The organism is Acinetobacter sp. TUM15064 (genome assembly GCF_008980265.1).
In the GTDB taxonomy this organism is placed as follows: Bacteria; Pseudomonadota; Gammaproteobacteria; order Pseudomonadales; family Moraxellaceae; genus Acinetobacter.
Genome location: NZ_BKFU01000046.1, coordinates 1 through 23,830 on the forward strand (window position 1 = coordinate 1; position 23,830 = coordinate 23,830).

Consider the following 23,830-nt stretch of genomic DNA (forward strand, 5'->3'; position numbering starts at 1 on the left):
TGGGATAGCAGTGCTAACGAGCCTCTTTTTTTCCGCTAAACGCGTACATTTCAAGTAAATATAGTATATGATTTAATCGCTTGATAAAAAAACTAATGAGCTCAAACAATGAAAAAGAAACTATTGAGCTTCCCTTTACTCTGTTTATATTCCTCAAAATTATGCTTTGCTGCTGCTTTTGAACTGTCAGGTCAAACCATACAACCTTTTTTTGAACCTAAAAATTATGCTGAGTTTTCTCTTGCCTACATCCAGCCACAAGTTTCTGGCCAAGTTCAGCATAGTGAGGCATTACAACAATTTGGTGTAACTGACTTTTCAACAGGAAATTTTAGTAATAAACAAGTAATGATGGGGGCTGCATTAAAATTAGAACTCAACCCTCAAGTCAAATTTGCAATCATTTATGACCAACCTTTTGCTGTAGATATCGACTATCGTTACCGTCCAATCATCTATGGAGAAAAACATGAAATCGAAGCAGCCAGTATAAATTTTAAGAGCCATAACCTAACTACACTTTTAGGCTATCAAATCATGCCCAATTGGGATGTTTATGGAGGACTAAGCTATCAAAGTCTTGAAGGTTCTTTAAACATGAAAGGCAAAACATATTCTGTGTTTGATGGTTATGATGCCGATTTTAAAAAAGATGAGGGTCTGGGCTGGTTAACAGGTATAAGTTATCAGATGCCAGAGTATCATTTTAGAACATCTTTGACTTATCGCTCCCCCATCAAACATCAACTCAGCACAACCGAGTCTATCAAAATTGGTGTTAGCACACCCGATACAACACATATAAAAACGCCCCAATCAGTCAATTTTGATTTTATGACAGGGCTACCCTATCAGAATCTTTTGTACGGGAGTGTGAGATGGGTCAATTGGGAAGAATTCGTCATTCATCCCCCCAAATTTGAAGCTGTCATTGATTATGCTGCAATATTCTACCCTGAAGTAAAAGATATCAAACTGATTAGCTATAAAGAAGATCAATGGTCTACAAAACTCGGGCTTGCACATTTATGGAATGAGAAATGGATCAGTGCATTAGAGTTACTGTGGGACTCTGGTACCAATAACCCTGCATCTACGCTTAATCCAAGTGATGGCTATAAAGGAATTGGGCTTGCCGGCATGTACAAATTGCGACCTGAATTGAATATTGCAATGGGTCTTTATTATTTTCATTTCGATACCCCAAAAGCGCCCAATGATTCAAATCCATTTGAAAGTATAACAGGGCTTTCAGCACTCAATGATAATGATGCATGGGCCTTTGGTATTCGTTTTGCCCATCATTTTTAAAATGAGACAAAATAACTAGACATAAAAAAACGAGCCTTGGCTCGTTTTTTTATGTCTTGAATTACCAGTGGTAACTGACACCCAATTTTGCAACTGGAAGCCATTTATATTTATCATCATTGGCAATCTTGCGTGCTTCATTATCTGCAGCTGTTTGACCTGAAGTCGAACCACCCACTTCAACCAAACCAGTCGAGTTCAAATCCACAGATGGATTACCAGTGTAGTAAGCACCAACTTCACCAAATACACCCCAGTTTTGATTAATCTTAGGAGCTAAACCAAAACCTAGATATGGAGCAATATCATTTTTATATGATAAAGAACCATCTACAGAACCACTACCTGATGGCGCATAAAAATTCTGACCATCAATCTTAATTGTATCGTTTGAGTTGTTCAGACGTTTGGTTAAGGCATAATCATTATCAATATAACCTACACCAGCAGCAACATATACGCCTTGAGCCCATCGGTTTGTACTTGCACCCCACGGACGAATTTCAGCATTTAAATATGCAAGGCTGTTATCCATATCCATGTCGTATTTTGTGCCGTCGATAGACAAATCATCAGACCATGAAATATCACCACCGTTATAACCTAAAGCTAAACCCACGTATGGGTTTGCTGTCCACAATAAAGCACCGCCGTAGCCTGTTGTACCCACTTCAGCACGGACGCCTGTAGGAATGAGTTTATTTTGGTCAAAAGCATAGCCATCTTTTACGACAGCATCATCAGCAAAAGCTGTACCTGCAACCGCTGACATTGCAGTTGCGATTGCAATTAAACGTAATGATTTCATGTTTTTCTCCTCTAAAAAATAAAGATTTTTTACATCATTTACCATTTTTTGATGAGCCCATCTTAAAACAGCCCCAGACTGTTTTTTATTCGAGATTTGCTCAGTTTTTGTTATTTTTTGATACATTTTAAGCTTTATTGTTGTTGTAAATAACATTTATTTACTTAATTTTTCAAACCCAACTAGCATAAGTGCCTTATTCCCAATCATTCATTATTATTTCCGATCCTATGCTGTTTTTTCATCTATTCTCCGCACAATTTAGTGTAAAATCAGGAAAATTTTTTTTCTGGAAGGAAGATCATGTCTCAGCTTTCAACAATTATTGAACAAGCGTTTGAAGACCGTGCGAATTTTACAGCAGCGGACTGTTCTGCTGAAGTTCGTGCAGCAGTTGAAGAAGTCATTGCTGGTTTAGATAACGGGACATTACGTGTTGCTGAAAAAATTGATGGCGAGTGGGTTGTTCATCAATGGGTGAAAAAAGCCGTGCTTTTATCATTCAAACTAAATGACAACAAACCAATTGAGTCATGTGACCTTCAATTCTACGACAAAGTAGATACTAAATTTACAGGTTGGACTGAAGAACAATTTAAAACAGCAGGCGTTCGTGTTGTTCCGCCAGCAGTTGCGCGTAAAGGTTCTTTCCAAGCGAAAAACGTAGTGTTAATGCCTTCTTATGTGAACATTGGTGCTTATGTAGATGAAGGTACAATGGTTGACACATGGGCAACTGTTGGTTCATGTGCTCAAATTGGTAAAAACGTTCACTTATCTGGTGGTGTAGGTATTGGTGGTGTTCTTGAGCCACTTCAAGCGAACCCAACAATTATTGAAGACAACTGCTTCATCGGCGCACGTTCTGAAATTGTAGAAGGTGTGATTGTAGAAGAAGGTTCTGTGATTTCTATGGGCGTATTCATTGGTCAATCGACTAAGATTTATGACCGTGCAACTGGCGAAATTCACTACGGCCGTGTACCAGCAGGTTCTGTTGTCGTTGCAGGTAGCTTACCTTCTAAGTGCGGTACTTACAGTCTATATGCTGCAATCATCGTGAAAAAAGTAGATGCGCAAACGCGTTCTAAAACGAGCTTGAACGATTTATTACGCGACGAATAAACTTTTATTCATCTTGTTGCGGAGCTAAAGTTCCTCATCTCTACGGTTAAGACTAGCCGTAGAGATTTTTGTTTTTCTAACCTGTGGTTTAATTTTGCTATGAATACGCTTCGATCTTCTGCTATCCCTGTTTCTGACCCTTCTGCGGGTCTACGTATCACGGAGATCTTTTATTCTTTGCAAGGCGAAGCCAATACCTCTGGACTTCCAACAGTTTTTATTCGTTTAACAGGTTGCCCGCTTCGTTGTACCTATTGTGATACCACTTATTCATTTGAAGGTGGTGAGCGCCAATCTTTAGATCAGATTATTCAAACCACGCTTGGTTTTAAAACCCCTTATGTCTGCGTGACAGGTGGTGAACCCCTTGCACAGCCCAATGCCTTGCCTCTAATGCAACGTCTTGCAGATCTTGGCTGTGAAGTTTCTTTAGAGACCAGTGGTGCTTTAGATGTGTCTAAGGTTGACCCACGTGTTTCAAAAGTATTAGATTTAAAAACCCCAACTTCAGGTGAAGTTGCACGAAATTTGCTTTCGAATCTGGACCATCTAACCCAACACGACCAAATCAAGTTTGTGATTTGTAACCGTGAGGATTATGAATGGTCAAAACAGCAAGTTGAAGACTATAAACTCAATGAAAAAGTCAGCACAGTATGGTTCTCTCCTGCTTTTGCAGTTGAGAAAGGTGCTGCTCGTTTACCTCAACTTGCGCGTGACTTAGCGCAATGGATATTAGAAGACCATCTCCCTGTTTGCTTCCAACTCCAACTCCACAAGTTGCTTTGGAATGACGAAACTGGTCGTTAATGCATTGCCTATTCATCTTTAATTTATATTTGGAGAAATTTGTATGCGCCCTCGTGCCATAGTTTTGTTATCTGGCGGTTTAGACTCAACAACTTGTTTAGCATGGGCGCAAGCACAGTATGACTGTACAGCGCTCAGCTTTATGTATGGTCAACGCTCAACTACCGAGCTGGACGCTGCACGTGAACTGACGAAAAAAGCAGGTGTAGAACATCGTGTTATTAATATCGACTTAGGTAATTTAGGCGGTTCTGCGTTAACAGACCATAGCATTGATGTTCCAGATCATGAACAAGTCGGTATTCCTGTAACTTATGTTCCAGCACGTAACACAATTTTCTTGTCTTATGCATTAGCAGCAGCAGAAGTTTTAGATGCTGAAGCCATTGTGATTGGTATTAATGCTGTTGATTATTCAGGGTATCCAGACTGTCGCCCTGAATTTATTGAGGCATTTGCCAATATGGCTCGCCTTGCAACCAAGGTTGGCGTTGAAGGAAAACCTCTTAAATTTGAAACACCTCTGTTACATTTATCCAAAGCAAATATCATTCGCTTAGGTATAGAACATGGCGTAGACTATAGTCAAACGGTGTCTTGCTACCAAGCAGATGACCAAGGACGTGCATGTGGGAAATGCGACAGTTGCCGTCTTCGTAAAGAAGGTTTTGCAGATGCTGGCGTAGAAGATCCGACACGTTATATACCGTAATAACAAGGTACAGTTTATGAAAAATTTAAAATCAAACATTTTGCTTTCTACATTGGTGTCTGCAGCTGCATTGTTCGCAACAGCTTCACATGCTGCTGAATCGAACAAACTACAAGAAGCGTATAAAAGCACCAATGTAAAATCTGCATTGATCAATGTTTGTAAAGAAGAAACTGGGAAAAGCAAAAAGCTTAGCGCAGCGGAAGTAAGCAAATACTGTACTTGTGCAGTTGAAGCAGATGGTAAATTGACCAATGCACAAAAATGGGAAATCCAAAGTGCAATTAATCAAAAGAAAAGCCCATCTACTTTAGCTTTTGTACAAAAACAAAATAAAGACCTTCAAACATGTTTCGGTCCACAGTTAACAGGCAAATTAAAGTCTTTAACTGAAGAAGCAATGAAAGCTGCTCCGAAAAAATAATTCACAATATGTGAATGAAGCCTGCTCTATGCAGGCTTTTTTATATGCTTCAAAAGATAGAATATTTAAATATGCTTGTTGAATGGAATACAAACGTACAAGACCGCAAATTTGTTGCTTCTTACAGTGGTGGTAAAGACAGTAGTCTGGCTTTATACAAAGCCATACAAATGGGTGAAGCTATTGCATTGATTGTCATGTTAGAAGAGCAAGGCCAAAAGTCACGCTCACACGGGATGTCACTCGATATTATTCATGCGCAGGCAAAAGCAATTGGGCTTCCCATCTACAGTGCCTCTGCAACGTGGCAAGACTATGAGAACCAGTTCATTCAACTGCTACAAAAAGCTCAAAGTTTAGGTGCAGAAACCTTAGTCACAGGTGATATTGATTTAATGGCACATGCCGAATGGAATCAATCCGTTTGCGATAAAACTGAGCTCAGTTTATGTATGCCACTGTGGCAACGCCCACGTTTAGACATTGTGCATGAGTTTATTCGACTCGGTTTTCAAAGTATCATCGTTACAGTCAACTTAAATTTAGGGATGAAAATTGAGGATTTAGGTCAAGCGCTTAGCCTTAAATATATTGATGCATTGGTTGCAAGAGGCATTGACCCTTGCGGCGAAGCGGGTGAATTCCACACCACGGTGATTGATGGCCCAATTTTCAAACATCCACTTTCAGTCGTTAAAGGTGATATTCTGTATCACGAAAATTATGCCTTTTTACCACTTGAATTAGAACAGCGCGACATTTAAGGATAGAACATGACTGATACGATCCAACTTCCAAATCAGAACTTTCCAGCGACAACAGGCAACGTAAACTTAACTGAAGTACCGACTGAATGGCTGATTGTGTATTTTTACCCGAAAGATTCAACACCTGGTTGCACAACTCAAGCCGTTGGTTTTTCATGTTTAAAAGATCAGTTTGATGCCCTGCAAACCACAATTATTGGTATTTCACGTGACTCGGTTAAAGCGCATCAGAATTTTACAGAAAAGCAGGCTTTAACCATTAATTTAATTAGCGACAAAGAAGAAGTGCTGTGTAAACACTTTGATGTGATTAAAGAAAAAAATATGTATGGTAAAAAAGTGATGGGCATTGAGCGCTCAACGTTTATTTTTCATAACGGCAAACTGGTGAAAGAATATCGTAAGGTGAAAGCCGCGGGGCATGCGGAACAAGTTTTAGAAGACTTAAAAGCATTACAAGCTTAATTCACATCAGCCCGCAGATGCGGGCTTTGTTCTGTGTGATTTTTTTATTTCATAGATTTTATTGTACATGCTTTTTATTTCACAAGCAGTGAAATAGCGATCCCCCACATCACCAGTGCAATGATCGCATCGAGGACATTCCACGCTTTCGGATTTGAAAAAATGGGAGTAAGCATACGAGCACCATAGCCCAAAGCAAAAAAGAATAACCAAGACGCACACACTGCCCCTAGGGCAAAGTACGCAGGTTGCTCAAACTGTGTTGAAATTGAACCCAGTAAAATAACTGTATCTAAGTACACATGCGGATTAAGCCAAGTCAGCGCTAAACACAGCAAAATAATATTTAACAGCTGATGCTTTTCAATGGCACTTGCTTCCAAGCCCTGCTGTGATTTGAAGGCCCGTAGTAAATGTTGAAATCCATAACAAAATAAAAAAAGCGCCCCTGCCCATTTGGCAAACTGAATAATTTCAGGATAGTGCTGAAGCACTTTTGAAAAGCCAGATACACCCAATACAATTAAAATCGAATCTGATAATGCACAAACAAAACATACCCAAAAAACAAACTGCTTTTTGAGGCCTTGTTTCAGCACAAATGCATTTTGCGCACCAATAGCAATAATAAGACTCATCCCGACTGCAAGCCCTTGCATATATGTACTTAACATTTTGACTTTTCAACTTAATTGATAATGTCAGGATTATCTTTCATTTTTGATTAAATTAAGTATTATTTAGAAAATATCAATATAACTAAAATATTTTTAGTTTTAAGTGAGTCTCGATTATGCTCAATCATAAACAGTGTGATGCATTTTTAGCAGTAGCAGAAACAGGAAGTTTTGACCTTGCTGCCGAACACTTATGCATTACCGCTTCTGCCGTCACTTTACGTGTACAAAGCCTAGAAAAAAGTTTGGGACATTTATTGATTGTACGAGAAAGACCCTGCCGTCCCACCCAAGCTGGACAATCGCTGTTACATTACTTGCAGCATAGTCGTCTGCTAGAGCAAAGCTTCATTCAGAACCTTACTGGTCATATAAACACCTCTGCTTTTTATCAGATCAACATTGCAACCAATGCCGACTCTTTAGCCACATGGCTTTTACCCGTGTTACAGCCAACATTGATTGATGAAAAGATTGTGGTACATTTTCAGGTCGATGACCAATCACAAACTCACCATTTACTTGAAGCTGGTTTAGTGAATGCCTGCGTGACGGATGAATCTCAAGCCATGAAAGGCTGCGTAGCCGAATATCTTGGGGATATGAACTACCGTTTTGTTGCAACACCTACTTTTACACATCAATGGTTTGACCAAGGTGTAAACCGAGAATCATTACGTGCTGCTCCTGCCCTAATCTTTAATGCAAAAGATGTGCTGCATACGGCCTATATCCAACAAAAATTCGGACTTAATCCAACTCAATATCCGCATCACTTTATTCCATCTTCCAGTGCATTTTTCGATGCGATTACCTTAGGGCTCGGCTATGGCTGGTTACCCTACTATCAAGCCAAGTCTTGTTTGGAAGCAGGCTCATTGATTGAAGTGGATCCTCAGCTCAATATTGATCAACCTTTGTATTGGCACCATTGGAAACAGCAGTCGGTGCAATTAAATGTGCTGACAGATATCTTGGTGAAAAAAGCACACGCAGAGATGAATGAGCAAAAAGTTAACTCAGAATTCTAAGCCACGCAAGCTATTGCACTTTCCACTGGCCTGACAGTTGAATATTCACTTTTTCACCTACACCACCAATCGCTTTTTTCATACCGAAATCACTGCGGTTAATCATGGCTGATGATTGAACGTCCAACAAATTAGCAGTATTTGCACTCGGTTTTAGCGTGGTACTAAATGTGACAGGTTTGGTGATGCCGCGAAGTGTTAAATTCCCAGCAATATTATATTTTCCCCCACCCAAATCTTTAAAACTGGTGCTTTTGAACGTGGCTGTTTTGTATTTGGATGCATAAAACAAATCTTCACCCAAAATCATATTTTTCAATGAAGGCTTGCTCAAGCTTAGGCTATTTACATCCATAACAAAATTTGTCGAAGCATGCTGTGGTGCTTTGGCATCAAACTGCATGCTGGATTGCACACGATTGAACTTGGCTTTTACTACAGTCACACCTAAGGATTTAATTTCAAAGCCTACATTGCTTTGTGGTGTCAACGTCCAAGCTTGAGCTTGCGCGTGTGTACTACAGGCAAATATAACACCTGCAATCATCAAGGTATTTTTAATGACAGTATTAGATATCGTCTGTTGTTTTCTATCCATTGCAGTTGGTCCTCGTTGAAATATTTTTATTCGACTGAGAACCTTAGTCTAAATTGGATGTGTCCTGAGTTAAAAATTTGTGTTGCAACTGTTTATAAATTTCACTTTGTTGGAATTTATGTAAAAAATCACTCGTCCCTAAAGGAAACGCTTGTTCTAAAATTTCCCCACGATAGTAAGCTTCACGAACAGGTGTAGCAGACATCGCATCTTGCAGGCTATCGAGCTCTACCATTTCCCACTCTGGAAAAAGCTGTAAATAATATGATGAATCGTCTTTAAAATGGCCAATGAGTCCAACTTTAGCATCAGGTGTGACTACATGATTCACTAATTTTTTTACCAGTTGCACCCATTTAATATCATTATAAACGTCAATTACATGTACAAAGTGAATCCGTTTTTGATGCGCTTCTGAAAAGTTAGATAAAATCATTTCTTCACGTTCAGCTGCTAAGAATGGATTTTTCGTATTTCGTTCATTTTGTGCAGAACCTAAAGCCAAAATGACATTTTCACTTTGCTCCAAAGCAATCTTGATGGTTTGCATATGTGCCAAGTGAAATGGCTGGAAACGACCAATGAATACGAGATAATCAAATGTGTATGGCATAAATCTTTTACTTTTTTATGAACTGGTCAGTTATGTCGATCATAAAATTATGCGACATAATGAACCCATAAAATTAAATCAGACTTTCAAGCAAGGATAGTACGATGACACTGAGCTGTATTCAACAACCTCATCAACATTTGAATGCAAAATTAGATAATGGTGTACTGACATTAGCCATTAATCGTCCTGAAGCAAAAAATGCATTGTATAGCGAACTTTATTTGTGGATTGCAAAAGCTTTAGATGAAGCAGATCAGGACAATAGCGTTCGTACCGTGATTCTACGTGGTGAAGATGCAGACTTTACCGCAGGCAACGACATGCAAGACTTTATGAAATCTGCGGCTCAAAAAGGCCAAGCACCAGCATCTGAAGGCCCTCCATTTATTTTACTCAAATCTGCAGCGAAGTTTTCTAAACCATTGATTGCTGCTGTACGTGGCGTGGCGATTGGTATTGGGGTAACGATCTTATTACATTGTGACTTGGTGTATAGCGACAACACTGCCCTATTCCAAATTCCATTTGTCAGCCTTGGCTTATCACCTGAAGGTGCTTCAAGCAAATTATTGGTTGAACAAGCGGGCTACCACAAAGCAGCAGAATTACTGCTGACCGCTCAGAAGTTTGACAGTGCAACTGCAGTTGCTGCAAATATTGTGAACAGTATTGAAGATGATGTATATGCAGTAGCCGCTAAAAAAGCAGCACAATTGTCTGCTTTACCTTTAGCATCCTTGGTTAAGTCTAAAGGCCTGATGAAACATAATGTGAATGAAATTGTAGCTTGGATTGATCATGAAGCTGAGATTTTCATGGATCGCGTTGGTTCGCCTGAAATGATGGAAGCTGTAGCAGCATTTATGCAAAAACGTAAACCTGATTTTTCCCAGTTCAATTAAGGCTTTATAGCTTGACTGACAAAACCACTACGTTTATTAAAACGCAGTGGTTTTTTTACTTTTAGTCCCAACATATTTTAAAACCCAATCTGGAAATACTTCTTATGTCAAACACTACAGAAAAAAAACGCTATTTTGAGCCCGCGCCACAAGACATTGATGTTGAGAATTTTAAAAAAGTCATTCAAAGTCGCCGTTCTGTTCGTAAATTTACGGATAAGACCATTCCAGCCGAAGTGCTTGATGACTGTTTAGATTTGGCACTACTTGCACCAAATTCATCCAACTTACAGCCTTGGACTTTTTATGTGGTGCAAAATCCAACGAAAAAGAAACTATTGGTTAAAGCTTGCCTAAATCAGCTTGCAGCAAAAACAGCGTCAGAACTGATCGTGTGTGTCGCACGTACTGACCGTAATGATGAAATGGCAAAACGTAACATTACAGAGTTCCCTTTCCCTGAAGCCCCTGCAAGTGTACTCAAATATTACAAGTTTATTCCTTATAACTATAAAACAGGTTACTTAAATGCGTTAGGTAACTTTAAGAAAGTTGCTTTCAAAATCGCACGTAGCTTAGACAAACAACTACCCGTAACCACATTTAACCAAGCAGATACAAAACTTTGGGCAAGTAAAACCACAGCTTTGGCTTGTGAAAACCTTGTCCTAGCTTTACGTGCCTATGGTTTTGATAGTTGTATGATGGAAGGTTTTGATGAGCCTTTGGTTCGTAAAATTTTGAATCTAAACGAGCAGCAATATCCTGTGATGGTGATTGGTGCAGGTGAGCGTGCGACCGACGGGGTGTTTTTCCCGCAGTATCGTTTTGATCGTGAGTTATTTATTCAGAAGGTTTAAGATTAGTTTTCTCAATGGAATCTTTTCATTAAAGTTTTAATTTCAGGATTAACCTTCGGTTCGACCTACTTTTCTTTCGGGAAAAGTAGACAAAACCATTGTCATTCGCAAAACTCGTTCTATTCCGTCGTTTATCAATTTAGTCGCAGAAACTTTATCTGATAAATTAAGTCCTGCCTCAAACAGTTGCGAATGCCGTTAACGTGTATCAAATATATTTTTAGGTTCATCATTAAAGTACATCGACCATCTGAATAAACTCAAAAGCGGGTTCTTCATAGGGATGACTAAATTTTAAAGCCTTTGCCACAGCAGATGCCTTTTCCTCTGGAACAATGGTTTCCACCCGCCACTCTGGAATTTTCTCCAAAGCATCCAACTCACCTATAAACGGATTTGCGCCTTTTACAGGTTTAAACTGGCCTGTACCTAGAACCTGCCAAGCACAGTGTTCATAGTTTCCTATGCCACCTGCCCCTGCTTCAAAAATCGCAAGTTTTGTGGTTTCAAGGTGAGATTCAGGAACATAGTAGATGAGTTTGAGCATTTCAGTTTACTAACTTATCAAGTTTAAGTTTTATAGCATAAAGTTTTGCATAAGCATGTATTCCATCAACTAAATCTCCTTTTGCAACATGACTATCTTGATATTGATTATTATATTTCATAAATTGAACCACTTTTTCATCATTTAGAGATACAAATAGCGATGTTGGAGAATCTAGCTCATCAAAACTATTTTCAGTTGTTTTAGCACGTTGATGTATTACTTTTAACTTTCCATACTGACAAATTAATAAAACATGTAACACATGTTCAATTTCACATCTAAGTTCATTTACTATTTCAAGACTTTTTATTTGATCAAAAATATTAAGAAAACTCACTATCCTAGGATCAATTTTATTCAAAGTCTTTTGAGAGCCTTGTAAAACCTGAGGGAGCATTAATCTAAATAATTCTGTCTTAGCCTTGTCTAATTCTTCAATTTTTCTTTCAGCTTCCAATCGTAACTCTTTTAATTTAACGCTATTTCCTGCAATCGAAAATTCCTGAACTTCTGAAGCAAAAGCTATAATTAGTCCAATCACTGAAAAACCAAGTACTAAAGCTACAAATTCTGAACCAGTTATTTTTTTTTCGAAAAAGATCAAAAGCCATAAACCACAGACTATTCCGACCAAACCAACAAGAATTCCAAAAATAGTATTAACCTTTGATTTACTCTTTTTATCTTTCAATTTTTATCTCATAAAGTTTTATAGCCAAACCATGATATCAAAAGAAAAAAAATAATTAATAATATTTGATCACATAACTAGCGACATAGATGTCACCCGTCAGACTGTCAAGCAAAACCGCTCCATCAGCCTGACTAAGTATTTCTATTCCCTTACAGAAATAGATTCTTTATGTTTCAAAAGTAATATCCTTCTATTAAAAAAACCGCCTCACGGCGGTTTCTTCATTCTCTAAATTACATCTGCAACGCATAACCCAAAATCAAAAAGATCAATTGCAAGCTCAAAATCACAGCAAACAACTTCCATCCTTTTTTACGCAACGCAGACTTATCGACTGCTTCGTATGTAACTGTTTTAATCATGTCATCACCTCATACATGAGTGTTGATACTGAAATTGTTTAGTAATCCATCTTTCTTCTATTTTGCATGATATTTGTGCATTTATTACACAATATCACTTTCACACAAATATAAAAGCAAAATCTAAACCAACATCAGCGGGAGAAATAAAAAATTAAAAAACAAAAAAGATGATTCAATAAAAAAGCCACCCGAAGGTGGCTTTTAAAACACTGACTTCAGATTAACCAATGAACTTACGTGCATTGCGGAACATACGTAACCATGCACCGTCTTCAGTCCACTCTTCAGGTTTCCATGAATGCTGTACAGCACGGAAGTTACGTTCAGGGTGTGGCATCATAATCGTTGCACGACCATCTTTCGATGTGACACCTGAAATCGCTTCTGGTGAACCATTCGGGTTCATTGGATAGTGCTGAGTTGGATTCCCTTGACTATCAACATAACGCAAGATCACTTGATGACCTGCATTTAATGCAGCCAAGTTATCCGCGCTTGTCACCACACGACCTTCACCATGTGCCACAGCGATCGGTAGGATTGAACCTTCCATACCTTCTAACAATACAGAGTTCGATTTTTCAACACGAACGTTAACTGCACGTGCTTCAAACATCTCAGAAGTGTTGCGGTGGAAACGCGGCCAAGCTTCAGCACCCGGAATCAGTGGCGCCAATTGCGACAACATTTGACAGCCGTTACAAATACCAAGAGAGAACGTTTCGTCACGGTTGAAGAATTTTTCAAATTGGTCGCGAAGTTTCGGGTTGAACAAAACTGATTTCGCCCAGCCACCACCAGCACCCATAACGTCACCGTAAGAGAAACCACCACATGCCACAAGACCTTCAAAGTCATCTAGGCTGATACGACCTGCAAGTAAGTCGCTCATGTGCACATCTACAGTGTTAAAACCAACTTTGTCGAATGCCGCAGCCATTTCAACATGACCATTTACGCCTTGTTCACGTAAGATCACCATGTTTGGACGACGTTCGTTGATGTATGGTGCTTCAATTGGCTCATTCAAATCAAATGTAGGTTTTGCAATAATACCTGCATGTGATTTGTCCGTGATCAATGCAAATTCTTGATCCGCCGTTTCCACGTTATCACGTAGACGTTGAATCTGATGTGACACTTCAGTCCACGCCACTTGCAAGTCTGCACGTTCAAGCACTAAGCCATTTACAGTCAACTGATCGGTATTGTTTACCGTACCAATCACCGCAATTGCATCACGTAATATAGATGCCGAAACTTCGTCTGCAAGTGTTGCCCAATCAGATGCGCTGATTTGAAGCACTGCACCAATTTCTTCTGCAAATAGACTTTCAGTTGATTGATCTTCTAAAGCCACACCGAGACGTGCTGCAAACATCATTTCCGCAACAGTTGCAAGCAAACCACCATCACCGATGTCGTGGTAAGCCTTAATTAAGCCACGGTTGTTCCAATCTTGAACCAATGCAAAGAAAGCTTTGAAGTCATCAAAACTATCCACATCAGGTGTCACTGAACCAATCGCTTTATAAACCTGAGCAAGGATCGAACCACCTAGACGGAACTGACCTTTAGAAAGATCAATACGAACCAGTACTGATTCTTCGTCTTTCAATTCAGGCGTTAAGGTTTTACGTACATCAGTTACAGGTGCAAAGGCTGTGATTACACCTGACATCGGTGAAGTCACCGATTTGTCTTCGCCTTCATCATTCCAAGTGGTACGCATTGACAATGAGTCTTTACCCACTGGAATTGCAATACCAAGTGCAGGACACATTTCCATACCGATGGCTTTTACACCTTCGAATAAAGCTTGGTCTTCACCTTTTTGCCCAGCCGCCGCCATCCAGTTTGCAGACAATTTAATGTCACTGATCTGGTCGATTTTTGCAGACATAATATTTGAGATCGACTCTGCAACTGATAAACGCGCAGATGCCGCAGGATTTAACAACGCAACGGGGGGACGTTCGCCCATCGCCATTGCTTCACCTGTGTAACCTTGTAAGCTTGTTGTCGTCACTGCTGCATCTGCAACAGGAACCTGCCAACGGCCTACGAACTGATCACGTGCAACCATACCTGTAATTGAACGGTCACCAATGGTGATCAAAAATGATTTCGATGCAACCGTTGGGTTTTTAAGTACACGGTAAATCGCATCTTTCAAATCTGTAACTTTAGATGCATCAAAGTCATCGCCTTGACGTTCAATCGTTTCATACGAACGGCTCATACGAGGTGTGCCACCTAGCATGACTTGCATTGGCATATCCACGGCTTTATTGTCAAACAATGGATCGTTCACCGTCAATTGACGCGCTTCAGTTGCTTCACCTAAAACAGCAAACGGACAACGTTCACGCGCACATAATGATTCAAATAGTTCTAAAGAACTTGGACGAATCGCCAACACATAACGCTCTTGCGCTTCGTTTGACCAGATCTCCATTGGAGACATGCCCGGCTCAAGCGATGGAATCTTACGCAAATCAAGAATCGCGCCCAGTTCGTGGTCATTCACCAGTTCAGGCATTGCATTTGAAACACCACCTGCACCCACGTCATGCACAGACACGATTGGGTTGAAGTCTTCCATACGCCAGCATGCATCAATCACTTCTTGGCAACGACGTTCCATTTCAGGGTTTTCACGTTGTACAGAAGCGAAGTCTAGGTTTTCACCGAGTTTACCGCTGTCCACAGAAGATGCCGCACCGCCACCAAGGCCGATCAGCATTGCAGGGCCACCAAGAACAATCAGTAAATCGCCTGGTTGAATCGCATCTTTTTCCACGTGGTCTGGACGGATGTTACCGTAACCACCAGCAATCATAATTGGCTTATGGAAGCCTTTCACATCGCCATTCACGTTTTGCTCAAAAGTACGGAAGTAACCGTTTAACGCAGGACGACCAAACTCGTTGTTGAATGCAGCACCGCCCAAAGGCCCCTCAATCATGATTTGAAGTGGCGATGCCATACGAGATGGTTTACCGTAGTTTTCTTCCCAAGGCTGTTCAAAGCCCGGAATATTTAAGTTTGAAACCGTAAAGCCTGTTAAACCTGCTTTTGGTTTACCACCACGACCTGTTGCGCCTTCATCACGGATTTCACCGCCTGAACCGGTCGCAGCGCCCGCAAATGGCGCAATCGCTGTTGGGTGGTTATGCGTTTCCACTTTCATGAGGATGTGAGCGGCTTGGCTCTTATACTTATAAACGTGGTGACCAGTCGCTTCATCTTTCTTCGGATAGAAACGCTGAGTATCAAAACCAACAATCACTGAAGCATTGTCTTTATATGCTGACAATACATCTGTTGGTGATTCTTTATAGGTGTTTTTAATCATTTGGAACAATGACAATGGCTGTTTTTCACCATCAATTGTCCATTCAGAACCAAAGATTTTATGACGACAGTGCTCTGAGTTTGCCTGAGCAAACATCATCAGTTCGATATCGTGTGGATTACGACCGAGCTTGTTAAAAGCAGCAACTAAATAATCAATTTCTTCATCAGAGAGTGCAAAACCAAACTCAGAGTTCGCTTTTACTAAAGCATCTTTGCCCTGACCTAAAATGTCGATTGCATTTAAAGGCTTTGGAGCCGTTTCAGAGAACAATGCAGCAGCGTCTTCAATTTGATTGAACACACTTTCAGTCATACGGTCATGTAAAACTTGTTTTACTGCATCCGATACTTCAGAAATACCTTTTAAAGTAAACAAAACACCGCGTTCTAAGCGGTGTATCGGGGTATTACAGTTAGCAAAAATATCCGTTGCCTTTGATGACCACGGCGAGATTGTACCTACACGTGGCGTCACAAGGACTTGAACTTCATCACTTGTCGCTTCGCGAACTTGGAAGGTTGCGCCATCATTTAATAGCTGCAAAGCAGATTGCTGTTGTTGCTCGTCGAGCGCTTGGTCGAAAAGGTAAACCCATTGGCTTTCTATTGATTGAACAGAACTGATAGACGATAGACGTGTTAAAAGTTGTGTTTGCTTAAAAGAAGAGTGTGCAGGTGCACCGGCAACGATAAACATGCTGTTTTTGGCTCCACGGGCAGGTCTAGACAACCTACCTCAATGTGACTTGAAGAGAGCGCATATTCTACTGTGTATTGCCAAAATCAGCTAGTCGTCTACGACTTAAAAAAGTGAGATTTCTTTGTTTTAAAAGATCAATTTACTTTGACTTTAAAAATCAAACATGATTAGTAACAAATGTTTTAAGGGATAAATTTCAAAGATGCCCGACTTTTGGGCTTTTGTTGGGTTCTAAAAACCATTTTCAATTGATACTCAGGCTACAAATAAAGAAGTTGATAGCCTCCTTGAGAACAAACAAGACTGCTTTAAGATGTTCTATTGATGAAAACTTCATACTGCGTAAATTAAAAGACAACTTATGTCGCAGCCCTCTAGAGCTCGTCACACTTTTTTGGCATGATGAAGCCAATAACTCACTGAATAACGATAAATGATGCAAATGCGTTGGTTAGAACTGCTCTCAACAGTTCGTATTGGAAGTAAAAAACAAAACACAGAATTGGCACGCAGCCCATTTCACAAAGATTATGACCGAATTATTTTTTCCCAAAGTTTTCGCCAACTGAACCGAAAAACCCAAGTCCATCCACTAACTCAACACGATGGCATTCATACTCGTTTAACCCATTCACTCGAAGTCTCCTGCATTGGGCGCTCTCTCGGCATGCTCGCAGCGGAAAAAATCAAAGACGAACTACCAATGTGGATTTCCCCTGCCGATGTTGGAGCCATTATTCAAGCGGCTTGTTTAGCACATGATATTGGGAACCCACCGTTTGGTCATGCAGGTGAATATGCCATTCGTGAATGGTTTGATGATGCATCACACGGCAACTTTTTGGAGAAACTTTCCGCAGAGGAACAAGCTGATGTGCGTCAGTTTGAAGGCAATGCCCAAGGTCTGCGTCTACTGACTAAAATTGACTATCATCCTAATGATGGTGGCATGCGTCTAACCTATGCAACATTGGGAGCTTACTTAAAATATCCGTGGCTATCGAAAACCATCGAATCACAAGGCGATACCCCAGCCAGTAAACGTGCCAAATTTGGCTGCTATCAAGCAGAAAAAGAAATCCTGCAACAAATCGCAGAGCAACTCGGACTGATTCAACTGGGTGAATATCATTATTGTCGCCATCCACTGACTTATTTACTTGAAGCAGCAGATGATATTTGCTACGCCCTGATTGACCTTGAAGATGGCATCATTTTAAACATGTTGTCTTATGAAGAAGTTGAACCGATTTTTTTAAGCTTGCTTGGTGAATATAGTGCGCCAGTAGAACTCTCTATGCCAGATACCACGTGGCAGCAAAAAATTGCAGCGTTACGCGGACGGGTGATGAAACGTCTGGTTGAAGAAGTCACATCAGCTTTTGCCAAGCATCATTTTGAAATTTTAAGTGGACAACTGGCTGGCAGCTTATTGCAATACTGTGCTGCTGATATTGAGTTAGGCATTAACCGTGCGAAGGATTTAGCCCGCGATAAAATATTTGAACACCCGCAAAAAGCTGGTTTGGAAATTATTGCTCATCAAAGTTTGCAAAATATTTTAGATGCCTTTATTCCGCTCACTACACCGCATAAAACCTTAAGTTTTAAAGAGCAGCGCTTAATGGCTATTTTATGTCGTTCTGGTGCACACTTTGGCAGTAACCATTATGAAAATATCATGCAGGTCTTAGATATTATTTCTAAGTTTTCAGACCACCAAGCCTATAACTTGTCTCAGGAATTACAAGGTAATAAAGCAGGATTGATTTAAACCTCTCATCAGCATCCAATTTGATGATAAAGCCATCAATCTCAACTCAATTTTTCGTGAGTCTTTTGCCTTTCTGCGCAATGCTCACTACTATGCAACCATTGATAAAAAAGTGAATCACACAACATGATCGGATGTCTTATTGGTGAAGTCTTCGCACTAGAAGCACCCACCGTACTTTTAAATGTAAATGGTGTCGGTTATGAAATTGATACACCACTGACGACCTTCTGCCAACTACAAAAAGGGCAGAAAATTACCTTATGGACGCACCTTGCCGTTCGCGAGGACGCTCAACTGCTCTATGGTTTTCTACATCAACAAGAAAAAATCATTTTTCGCACGCTATTAAAGGTCAACGGTGTCGGCCCTAAAATGGCTTTAGGTATTCTGTCCACACTCAGTGTCGATATGCTCATTCATACTGTTGAACATGAAGATATCAATACTCTGGTTAAAGTACCGGGCGTGGGTAAAAAAACCGCTGAACGTTTGATGATTGAGCTACGTGATCGCTTTAAAGCGATGTCTTCAGGCGCAGCGCCAAGCAATTCAACCGTTGAACAAATCCAGTTCACAGGCAACTCTGCCGTGGCAGAAGCCGAAGCTGCATTGCAGTCTTTAGGGTACAAACCTCTAGAAGCACAGAAATTAGTCAATGCTGCAAAAGGTGATTTTACTGAGGCGAGCGACATCATCCGTGCTGCTCTCAAATCCATGAATAAATAATTCAAATAGACACACCAATACACCTAAATTGGATACACGAAGGCGACATGGATGTCGCCATGTTGGATTGGGATATAAGGACATATCCTCAATCCAACACAAGATTTACTTGCGGACTTTTAAATATATTTAAAAGCCCTCATTTTGATCTTTCAAAAGTAAGGCAATGCCTACACAATGGTACCTAAACACAAATCATAATTTGAGGCTGTGCCTCGAAAGTTCAGCCAGAGATTGATTTAACTATATGCAAGACCGTCTCATCGGTGGTTCCGAAAAACCCGAAGATCATATCGACCGCGCAATCCGCCCGACCTCACTCGATGACTACATCGGTCAACCCGTGGTTCGTGAACAAATGGAAATCTTTATTGGTGCAGCCCGTGGTCGTGGTGAAGCCCTTGATCACACCTTAATTTTTGGTCCACCGGGACTGGGTAAAACTACACTGGCCAATATTATTGCCCGTGAAATGGGTGGAAACCTCAAGTCGACTTCGGGCCCTGTACTAGAACGTGCTGGGGATTTGGCAGCCATGCTGACCAACCTTGAAGAAGGTGATGTGCTATTTATTGATGAAATTCATCGTCTTTCCCCCGTGATTGAAGAAATTCTGTACCCTGCGATGGAAGACTACCAACTCGATATTATGATTGGTGAAGGTCCAGCGGCTCGTTCCATTAAACTCGACTTACCCCCTTTTACTTTAGTTGCTGCAACCACACGTGCAGGGCTCCTCACCTCTCCTTTACGTGACCGTTTTGGTATTGTGCAACGCCTTGAGTTCTATTCAGTCACTGACTTGACGCATATTGTGACTCGTTCAGCCAATTTGATGGATGTACCGATTACGCGAGAAGGTTCAGCAGAAATTGCACGTCGTTCTCGTGGTACACCGCGTATCGCCAACCGTTTACTACGTCGAGTCCGTGACTATGCGCAAGTCAAAGGTACAGGTGAAGTGACACAAGATATGGCGCAACGTGCACTCGATATGCTCAATGTCGACAAAGACGGTTTAGATACTTTAGACCGTCGTTATTTGAGTATGTTACTTGAGCGTTTTGATGGTGGGCCTGCGGGCGTAGAAGCTTTAGCAGCAGCAATGGCTGAAGACTCAGGTACGCTTGAAGATGTGATTGAACCGTATTTGATCCAGCAAGGTTATGTGATGCGCACCGCTCGGGGGCGTATCACCACCAATATGGCATATTTACAGTTTGGACTGACCCCGCCTGAACCCAAAGACAAATAAAAACATGATGTCATCTTAAAAAGAACAGCGAACTGAGCTGCTAGCTAAATAGGGCCACTACATTCGCTGTTCTGTATTTGACAGTAAGAACTATACGCCAAAGCTAAAAATTAGCATATTATCAAAATCTTAACTAAGCCTAAGCGCTTTTTAATTTACGATGAGAAGCAACTTATTGCATGTTTTTACGTTGCTTTTTTTGCAGGTACATTTGTTGATCCGCGAACTCAATTAAAGGATCAATTTCCAAAGCATCCTCGGGGTAGATTGCAAGTCCGACACTCGCCCCTATTTTTAAATCTAATTGTTCAAAGCGGAAAGGCAGCCCACACGCTTCAGCAATTCGATTCATCGCTGATGTAGCTAAATCTCTATTCGCAACACTGCTGAGTATTACTGCAAACTCGTCACCGCCAAGGCGTGCAACTAAATCCTCTTGTCTTATATTGTTTTTGATGCGATGTGCAATTTCTTTTAACGCGACATCTCCCATACGGTGACCAAATTGATCATTGATCGTTTTTAATCCATCCATATCAATCATCAAAACACCAATATGCTTTCCGTGTTTCTTGGCCTGTAGCACGCCTTGTCTTAAATAATCTAAAAATAATGCACGATTGGATAAACCCGTCAGGTGGTCTTGAGTCGCAAGTTTATATAACTCCTGCGCACCAAACTTGGTGGCGTGGTACATTGCTGCGGCAATTAACTCTGACATCAAGCTCAAGAGTTGCAAATCACTTTCTTGAAATGCTTCTACATCTTCAGAGTAAATTTTTAGCACGCCCACCGCTTCACCACAATGAGTTAACGGTACTACAGCCATTGACCTCAGCCCGACTCGTCGGCATGCTTCACGATCCACACGCGAATCATTTTCACTATCGGTACAATACAAAGTCGTGTTTTGTTCTACACATAAGCCAGACAAACTATTGAGCTTATGAAGCCGTAGCCCAAGTAAGTGGGCTGCTCCACCAGATACAGCGCGATACACCATATCGCCATTTTCATCAAGCTCGACTACAGCACCTTTTGCATTGGTGATTTGCTGTGCTTGTTCAGCAACCAATGTCATGACTGCGTTGAGATCCAAACCAAGTTTTGCGATAGACGTTTGCGTCTGAATCACGGACATAAGTTGCGATGGTGTAGGTTGGTTGGCGTTGCTCATAACATCTATAAACACTTACATTTTTGGATTATTTAAAAAAATTATACAATTTGCATCGCATAAACTGAATATTTTCAAGCGATACGCGATCAAATACAGATGACACTACCACGTGATAATCACTGTCTTCATGTGATAATCATGATAAATCTTCAGCAATAGACCCCATACCCTTTGGTATGTTGCACCAATATAAGCAGCCAAGACAACTGCTTCTTTATACACAGCGGTAAAGACATATATGTGCATACAGCCGAGTTAAAGAATTCAAATACGTCCCCATCACCAAAAATAAAAGCTACTTTCTCAACTAGAATGTGCTTAATGCCACCTATAGTTACACAGTGAAATAGTTGTATGATCAGGAACCCTAATATTTGACACCTTGTGCCATTGGAGTGAAATCTCAAACTGCTAAACTTCGAGCCGTTACTCCACTTGACGTATCTAAATTTTAAGGCTGTATACTTGAATATAAAAGCGTCAAGGAACCTAAAATCAATTCATAAACTGAATAAAACGGAATACCCTCATGGCGAATAAATTCGAATTCAACATTCGTGTCTATATTGAAGATACCGATGCAGGTGGCATTGTTTACCACGCCAATCATATTCGCTTTATGGAACGTACCCGTACCGAATGGCTACGTGCTGCGGGTGTAGACCATTACTGGCACCAAAAAGACTATAATTTTGTAGTACACAAAATTAATGTGAAATATTCACGTCCAATTTTAATGGATGATTTAATTACTGTTACAGCAAGTGTTGTTTCGTGTAAGGCGACGTCATTTGTGTTGCAACAAAATATTTATCGTGGTGAAATCATGCTTGCATCTGGCGAAGTCGAATTGGCATGTATCAGTTCAGAAATGAAACCACGTCGCCTGCCAGATGAAATTCGTAACCTGATTCTGAAGGAATTAGGACAAGACTAAAAAAATTATTGGCACATGTAGTAACTATGGCAACTCAACTCGAATCATCTCTTCAAGTTTCAGATCTAATTTTACAAGCAAGCCCTGTCGTACAACTGATAATGCTGGCTTTACTTTTGGCCTCGCTGTTTAGCTGGTATCTGATTGCCAAGTTACACATGAGTTATAAAAAAGCACAGGCAGACGATGAGCATTTCCAAAAAATTTTTTGGTCGGGTGCTGAGCTGAATACGCTATATAACAATGCGCAACTTAACTCCAAACGTGTCGGCCTTGAGGACATTTTCTATCAAGGTTTGGGGGAGTTTTTAAAACTAAAAAAACGCAATGCTGCACCAGCACAAACCATTGAAGGTACAGAACGTATTTTACGTGTAGGGCTAAGTCGTGACCAAAGCCAACTTGAACAAGGCTTAGGTGCTTTGGCCAGCATTGGTTCTGTTGCCCCTTATGTTGGTTTATTTGGTACCGTGTGGGGCATCATGAATGCGTTCATTGGTTTAGCTGACGTAGATCAAGTCACCCTTGCAACAGTTGCACCAGGTATTGCTGAAGCACTCATTGCTACAGCGATTGGTTTATTTGCTGCTATTCCCGCAGTATTGGCATTTAACCATTACACAGGAAAAGGCGAAACGGTTTACTCCGATCGTGCTTTATTTGCAGAAGAAATGGTTGCGTTATTACAACGTCAGTCTTTGGGTGAAACTAAGGAACATGACTAATGGCAATTCAACGTTCAGGACGCTTCGAGCGCATTAAAAAACCACTAAAAAGTGAGATGAACGTCGTCCCATATATTGACGTCATGCTCGTATTATTAGTCATCTTCATGGTGACTGCACCCATGATTACCAGTGGCATCAATGTCGATCTGCCACAAGCCAATGGCAATCCTATTGAATCAAAAGATGCACCTGCAATGGTCAGCTTAGATAAAGAAGGTCGCTATTTTCTTAAATATAAAACGCATAGTTCAACTGAACCTTTGGCTTTATCTGAATTGACGTCTATTTTAAGTGAAGCACAACAACAAGCTCAGGCTGAAAACAAAACTTTAACTGTTGTTGTAGAAGGTGAACAGTCTCGCTCTTATGGCGAAGTCATGTCACTTATGAACAGTCTACAAGAAGCGGGTCTCACCCAAGTTGGATTACTCACAGAGCCATTAAAGTAATTT

General features: G+C 40.6%; 25 protein-coding genes. 16 read left to right on the forward strand and 9 right to left on the reverse strand.

Annotation, left to right across the window (positions count from 1 at the left end; genetic code table 11):
* Positions 1 to 108 precede the first annotated feature (108 nt).
* Positions 109 to 1,311: an outer membrane protein transport protein gene (locus tag GBI16_RS12990; protein WP_086208263.1), complete on the forward strand. Its 1,203-nt coding sequence runs from the start codon at positions 109 to 111 to the stop codon at positions 1,309 to 1,311.
* A gap of 61 nt (positions 1,312 to 1,372) precedes the next feature.
* Here the strand turns inward: GBI16_RS12990 and carO are convergent, their stop codons facing one another.
* Positions 1,373 to 2,119 carry an ornithine uptake porin CarO gene (gene carO / locus GBI16_RS12995; protein WP_086208870.1) on the reverse strand — a complete coding sequence of 249 codons (747 nt, stop codon included), beginning with the start codon at positions 2,117 to 2,119 and terminating at the stop codon, positions 1,373 to 1,375.
* A 303-nt stretch (positions 2,120 to 2,422) separates the two neighbouring features.
* On the opposite strand from carO, the gene dapD reads away from it, so the two are divergent.
* The 6 genes from dapD (at position 2,423) to GBI16_RS13025 (ending at position 6,422) form a co-directional block, all read left to right on the forward strand.
* On the forward strand, positions 2,423 to 3,244 hold the full coding sequence (gene dapD / locus GBI16_RS13000) for a 2,3,4,5-tetrahydropyridine-2,6-dicarboxylate N-succinyltransferase (protein ID WP_086208264.1): 822 nt from the start codon (positions 2,423 to 2,425) through the stop codon (positions 3,242 to 3,244).
* A gap of 99 nt (positions 3,245 to 3,343) precedes the next feature.
* On the forward strand, positions 3,344 to 4,054 hold the full coding sequence (gene queE / locus GBI16_RS13005) for a 7-carboxy-7-deazaguanine synthase QueE (RefSeq protein ID WP_086208265.1): 711 nt from the start codon (positions 3,344 to 3,346) through the stop codon (positions 4,052 to 4,054).
* Positions 4,055 to 4,097: 43 nt separating this feature from the next.
* Positions 4,098 to 4,766 (forward strand): 7-cyano-7-deazaguanine synthase QueC, encoded by a 669-nt coding sequence (gene queC / locus GBI16_RS13010; protein WP_086208266.1) that lies wholly within the window; start codon positions 4,098 to 4,100, stop codon positions 4,764 to 4,766.
* A 16-nt stretch (positions 4,767 to 4,782) separates the two neighbouring features.
* Complete coding sequence (locus GBI16_RS13015) at positions 4,783 to 5,190, forward strand: hypothetical protein (protein ID WP_086208267.1); 408 nt, start codon at positions 4,783 to 4,785, stop codon at positions 5,188 to 5,190.
* Between the two features lie 71 nt (positions 5,191 to 5,261).
* On the forward strand, positions 5,262 to 5,954 hold the full coding sequence (locus GBI16_RS13020; RefSeq protein ID WP_086208871.1) for a diphthine--ammonia ligase: 693 nt from the start codon (positions 5,262 to 5,264) through the stop codon (positions 5,952 to 5,954).
* A 9-nt stretch (positions 5,955 to 5,963) separates the two neighbouring features.
* The gene (locus tag GBI16_RS13025; RefSeq protein ID WP_086208268.1) at positions 5,964 to 6,422 is read left to right on the forward strand and encodes a peroxiredoxin; all 459 of its coding nucleotides are present in this window, start codon (positions 5,964 to 5,966) and stop codon (positions 6,420 to 6,422) included.
* Between the two features lie 74 nt (positions 6,423 to 6,496).
* Here the strand turns inward: GBI16_RS13025 and GBI16_RS13030 are convergent, their stop codons facing one another.
* On the reverse strand, positions 6,497 to 7,096 hold the full coding sequence (locus GBI16_RS13030; RefSeq protein ID WP_086208269.1) for a LysE/ArgO family amino acid transporter: 600 nt from the start codon (positions 7,094 to 7,096) through the stop codon (positions 6,497 to 6,499).
* Between the two features lie 119 nt (positions 7,097 to 7,215).
* Here GBI16_RS13030 and GBI16_RS13035 point away from each other — a divergent pair, with 119 nt between their 5' ends.
* A complete protein-coding gene (locus GBI16_RS13035) occupies positions 7,216 to 8,130 on the forward strand; it encodes a LysR family transcriptional regulator ArgP (protein WP_086208270.1) in 915 nt (304 codons plus the stop codon).
* A gap of 10 nt (positions 8,131 to 8,140) precedes the next feature.
* Here the strand turns inward: GBI16_RS13035 and GBI16_RS13040 are convergent, their stop codons facing one another.
* On the reverse strand, positions 8,141 to 8,728 hold the full coding sequence (locus GBI16_RS13040) for a YceI family protein (RefSeq protein WP_086208271.1): 588 nt from the start codon (positions 8,726 to 8,728) through the stop codon (positions 8,141 to 8,143).
* Positions 8,729 to 8,771: 43 nt separating this feature from the next.
* Entirely contained in the window at positions 8,772 to 9,341 is a 570-nt protein-coding gene (locus GBI16_RS13045; protein WP_086208272.1) for a nicotinate-nicotinamide nucleotide adenylyltransferase, read from the reverse strand.
* A 104-nt stretch (positions 9,342 to 9,445) separates the two neighbouring features.
* Here GBI16_RS13045 and GBI16_RS13050 point away from each other — a divergent pair, with 104 nt between their 5' ends.
* Together GBI16_RS13050 and GBI16_RS13055 are read left to right on the forward strand one after the other, a co-directional pair.
* Positions 9,446 to 10,246: an enoyl-CoA hydratase-related protein gene (locus tag GBI16_RS13050; RefSeq protein WP_086208273.1), complete on the forward strand. Its 801-nt coding sequence runs from the start codon at positions 9,446 to 9,448 to the stop codon at positions 10,244 to 10,246.
* 104 nt (positions 10,247 to 10,350) lie between these two features.
* On the forward strand, positions 10,351 to 11,106 hold the full coding sequence (locus GBI16_RS13055; protein ID WP_086208274.1) for a nitroreductase family protein: 756 nt from the start codon (positions 10,351 to 10,353) through the stop codon (positions 11,104 to 11,106).
* A 232-nt stretch (positions 11,107 to 11,338) separates the two neighbouring features.
* Here GBI16_RS13055 and GBI16_RS13065 read toward each other — a convergent pair whose 3' ends face one another.
* From GBI16_RS13065 to purL, 4 genes are all read right to left on the reverse strand, one after another.
* Entirely contained in the window at positions 11,339 to 11,653 is a 315-nt protein-coding gene (locus GBI16_RS13065) for an NGG1p interacting factor NIF3 (protein ID WP_086208275.1), read from the reverse strand.
* A gap of 1 nt (position 11,654) precedes the next feature.
* Entirely contained in the window at positions 11,655 to 12,347 is a 693-nt protein-coding gene (locus GBI16_RS13070; protein ID WP_086208276.1) for a hypothetical protein, read from the reverse strand.
* Positions 12,348 to 12,583: 236 nt separating this feature from the next.
* Positions 12,584 to 12,712, reverse strand: a complete 129-nt coding sequence (locus GBI16_RS19055) for a KGW motif small protein (RefSeq protein WP_004693854.1) — start codon at positions 12,710 to 12,712, stop codon at positions 12,584 to 12,586.
* 223 nt (positions 12,713 to 12,935) lie between these two features.
* On the reverse strand, positions 12,936 to 16,772 hold the full coding sequence (gene purL / locus GBI16_RS13075; RefSeq protein ID WP_086208277.1) for a phosphoribosylformylglycinamidine synthase: 3,837 nt from the start codon (positions 16,770 to 16,772) through the stop codon (positions 12,936 to 12,938).
* A 436-nt stretch (positions 16,773 to 17,208) separates the two neighbouring features.
* On the opposite strand from purL, the gene GBI16_RS13080 reads away from it, so the two are divergent.
* From GBI16_RS13080 to ruvB, 3 genes are all read left to right on the forward strand, one after another.
* Complete coding sequence (locus tag GBI16_RS13080; protein ID WP_086208278.1) at positions 17,209 to 18,549, forward strand: deoxyguanosinetriphosphate triphosphohydrolase; 1,341 nt, start codon at positions 17,209 to 17,211, stop codon at positions 18,547 to 18,549.
* Positions 18,550 to 18,675: 126 nt separating this feature from the next.
* Positions 18,676 to 19,278, forward strand: a complete 603-nt coding sequence (ruvA, locus tag GBI16_RS13085; protein WP_086208279.1) for a Holliday junction branch migration protein RuvA — start codon at positions 18,676 to 18,678, stop codon at positions 19,276 to 19,278.
* Positions 19,279 to 19,525: 247 nt separating this feature from the next.
* Positions 19,526 to 20,533, forward strand: coding sequence for a Holliday junction branch migration DNA helicase RuvB (gene ruvB / locus GBI16_RS13090; protein WP_086208280.1), 1,008 nt, complete (start codon positions 19,526 to 19,528; stop codon positions 20,531 to 20,533).
* A 172-nt stretch (positions 20,534 to 20,705) separates the two neighbouring features.
* On the opposite strand, the gene GBI16_RS13095 is transcribed toward ruvB, so the two are convergent.
* Positions 20,706 to 21,710, reverse strand: a complete 1,005-nt coding sequence (locus tag GBI16_RS13095; protein ID WP_086208281.1) for a sensor domain-containing diguanylate cyclase — start codon at positions 21,708 to 21,710, stop codon at positions 20,706 to 20,708.
* 532 nt (positions 21,711 to 22,242) lie between these two features.
* Between GBI16_RS13095 and ybgC the strand changes: the two genes are divergently transcribed.
* The 3 genes from ybgC to tolR are packed head-to-tail and all read left to right on the forward strand — an operon-like array spanning position 22,243 to position 23,827.
* On the forward strand, positions 22,243 to 22,650 hold the full coding sequence (ybgC, locus tag GBI16_RS13100; RefSeq protein ID WP_086208282.1) for a tol-pal system-associated acyl-CoA thioesterase: 408 nt from the start codon (positions 22,243 to 22,245) through the stop codon (positions 22,648 to 22,650).
* Positions 22,651 to 22,676: 26 nt separating this feature from the next.
* Positions 22,677 to 23,375 carry a protein TolQ gene (gene tolQ / locus GBI16_RS13105; protein WP_086208283.1) on the forward strand — a complete coding sequence of 233 codons (699 nt, stop codon included), beginning with the start codon at positions 22,677 to 22,679 and terminating at the stop codon, positions 23,373 to 23,375.
* On the forward strand, positions 23,375 to 23,827 hold the full coding sequence (tolR, locus tag GBI16_RS13110; RefSeq protein WP_086208284.1) for a protein TolR: 453 nt from the start codon (positions 23,375 to 23,377) through the stop codon (positions 23,825 to 23,827). The genes tolQ and tolR overlap by 1 nt, the downstream gene beginning before the upstream one ends.
* The last annotated feature ends 3 nt before the right edge of the window (positions 23,828 to 23,830 follow it).

What these genes read in the sequence shown, in the direction of transcription:
- GBI16_RS13095 (WP_086208281.1), bottom strand. Translation starts at nt 21,710, where the DNA reads ATGAGCAACGCCAACCAACCTACACCATCGCAACTTATGTCCGTGATT.
- GBI16_RS13065 (WP_086208275.1), bottom strand. Translation starts at nt 11,653, where the DNA reads ATGCTCAAACTCATCTACTATGTTCCTGAATCTCACCTTGAAACCACA.
- carO (WP_086208870.1), bottom strand. Translation starts at nt 2,119, where the DNA reads ATGAAATCATTACGTTTAATTGCAATCGCAACTGCAATGTCAGCGGTT.
- GBI16_RS13045 (WP_086208272.1), bottom strand. Translation starts at nt 9,341, where the DNA reads ATGCCATACACATTTGATTATCTCGTATTCATTGGTCGTTTCCAGCCA.
- GBI16_RS13025 (WP_086208268.1), top strand. Translation starts at nt 5,964, where the DNA reads ATGACTGATACGATCCAACTTCCAAATCAGAACTTTCCAGCGACAACA.
- GBI16_RS19055 (WP_004693854.1), bottom strand. Translation starts at nt 12,712, where the DNA reads ATGATTAAAACAGTTACATACGAAGCAGTCGATAAGTCTGCGTTGCGT.
- GBI16_RS13050 (WP_086208273.1), top strand. Translation starts at nt 9,446, where the DNA reads ATGACACTGAGCTGTATTCAACAACCTCATCAACATTTGAATGCAAAA.
- GBI16_RS13080 (WP_086208278.1), top strand. Translation starts at nt 17,209, where the DNA reads ATGATGCAAATGCGTTGGTTAGAACTGCTCTCAACAGTTCGTATTGGA.
- queC (WP_086208266.1), top strand. Translation starts at nt 4,098, where the DNA reads ATGCGCCCTCGTGCCATAGTTTTGTTATCTGGCGGTTTAGACTCAACA.
- dapD (WP_086208264.1), top strand. Translation starts at nt 2,423, where the DNA reads ATGTCTCAGCTTTCAACAATTATTGAACAAGCGTTTGAAGACCGTGCG.
- GBI16_RS13035 (WP_086208270.1), top strand. Translation starts at nt 7,216, where the DNA reads ATGCTCAATCATAAACAGTGTGATGCATTTTTAGCAGTAGCAGAAACA.
- queE (WP_086208265.1), top strand. Translation starts at nt 3,344, where the DNA reads ATGAATACGCTTCGATCTTCTGCTATCCCTGTTTCTGACCCTTCTGCG.
- GBI16_RS13030 (WP_086208269.1), bottom strand. Translation starts at nt 7,096, where the DNA reads ATGTTAAGTACATATATGCAAGGGCTTGCAGTCGGGATGAGTCTTATT.
- GBI16_RS12990 (WP_086208263.1), top strand. Translation starts at nt 109, where the DNA reads ATGAAAAAGAAACTATTGAGCTTCCCTTTACTCTGTTTATATTCCTCA.
- ybgC (WP_086208282.1), top strand. Translation starts at nt 22,243, where the DNA reads ATGGCGAATAAATTCGAATTCAACATTCGTGTCTATATTGAAGATACC.
- GBI16_RS13020 (WP_086208871.1), top strand. Translation starts at nt 5,262, where the DNA reads ATGCTTGTTGAATGGAATACAAACGTACAAGACCGCAAATTTGTTGCT.
- tolQ (WP_086208283.1), top strand. Translation starts at nt 22,677, where the DNA reads ATGGCAACTCAACTCGAATCATCTCTTCAAGTTTCAGATCTAATTTTA.
- GBI16_RS13015 (WP_086208267.1), top strand. Translation starts at nt 4,783, where the DNA reads ATGAAAAATTTAAAATCAAACATTTTGCTTTCTACATTGGTGTCTGCA.
- GBI16_RS13040 (WP_086208271.1), bottom strand. Translation starts at nt 8,728, where the DNA reads ATGGATAGAAAACAACAGACGATATCTAATACTGTCATTAAAAATACC.
- purL (WP_086208277.1), bottom strand. Translation starts at nt 16,772, where the DNA reads ATGTTTATCGTTGCCGGTGCACCTGCACACTCTTCTTTTAAGCAAACA.
- ruvA (WP_086208279.1), top strand. Translation starts at nt 18,676, where the DNA reads ATGATCGGATGTCTTATTGGTGAAGTCTTCGCACTAGAAGCACCCACC.
- GBI16_RS13055 (WP_086208274.1), top strand. Translation starts at nt 10,351, where the DNA reads ATGTCAAACACTACAGAAAAAAAACGCTATTTTGAGCCCGCGCCACAA.
- ruvB (WP_086208280.1), top strand. Translation starts at nt 19,526, where the DNA reads ATGCAAGACCGTCTCATCGGTGGTTCCGAAAAACCCGAAGATCATATC.
- tolR (WP_086208284.1), top strand. Translation starts at nt 23,375, where the DNA reads ATGGCAATTCAACGTTCAGGACGCTTCGAGCGCATTAAAAAACCACTA.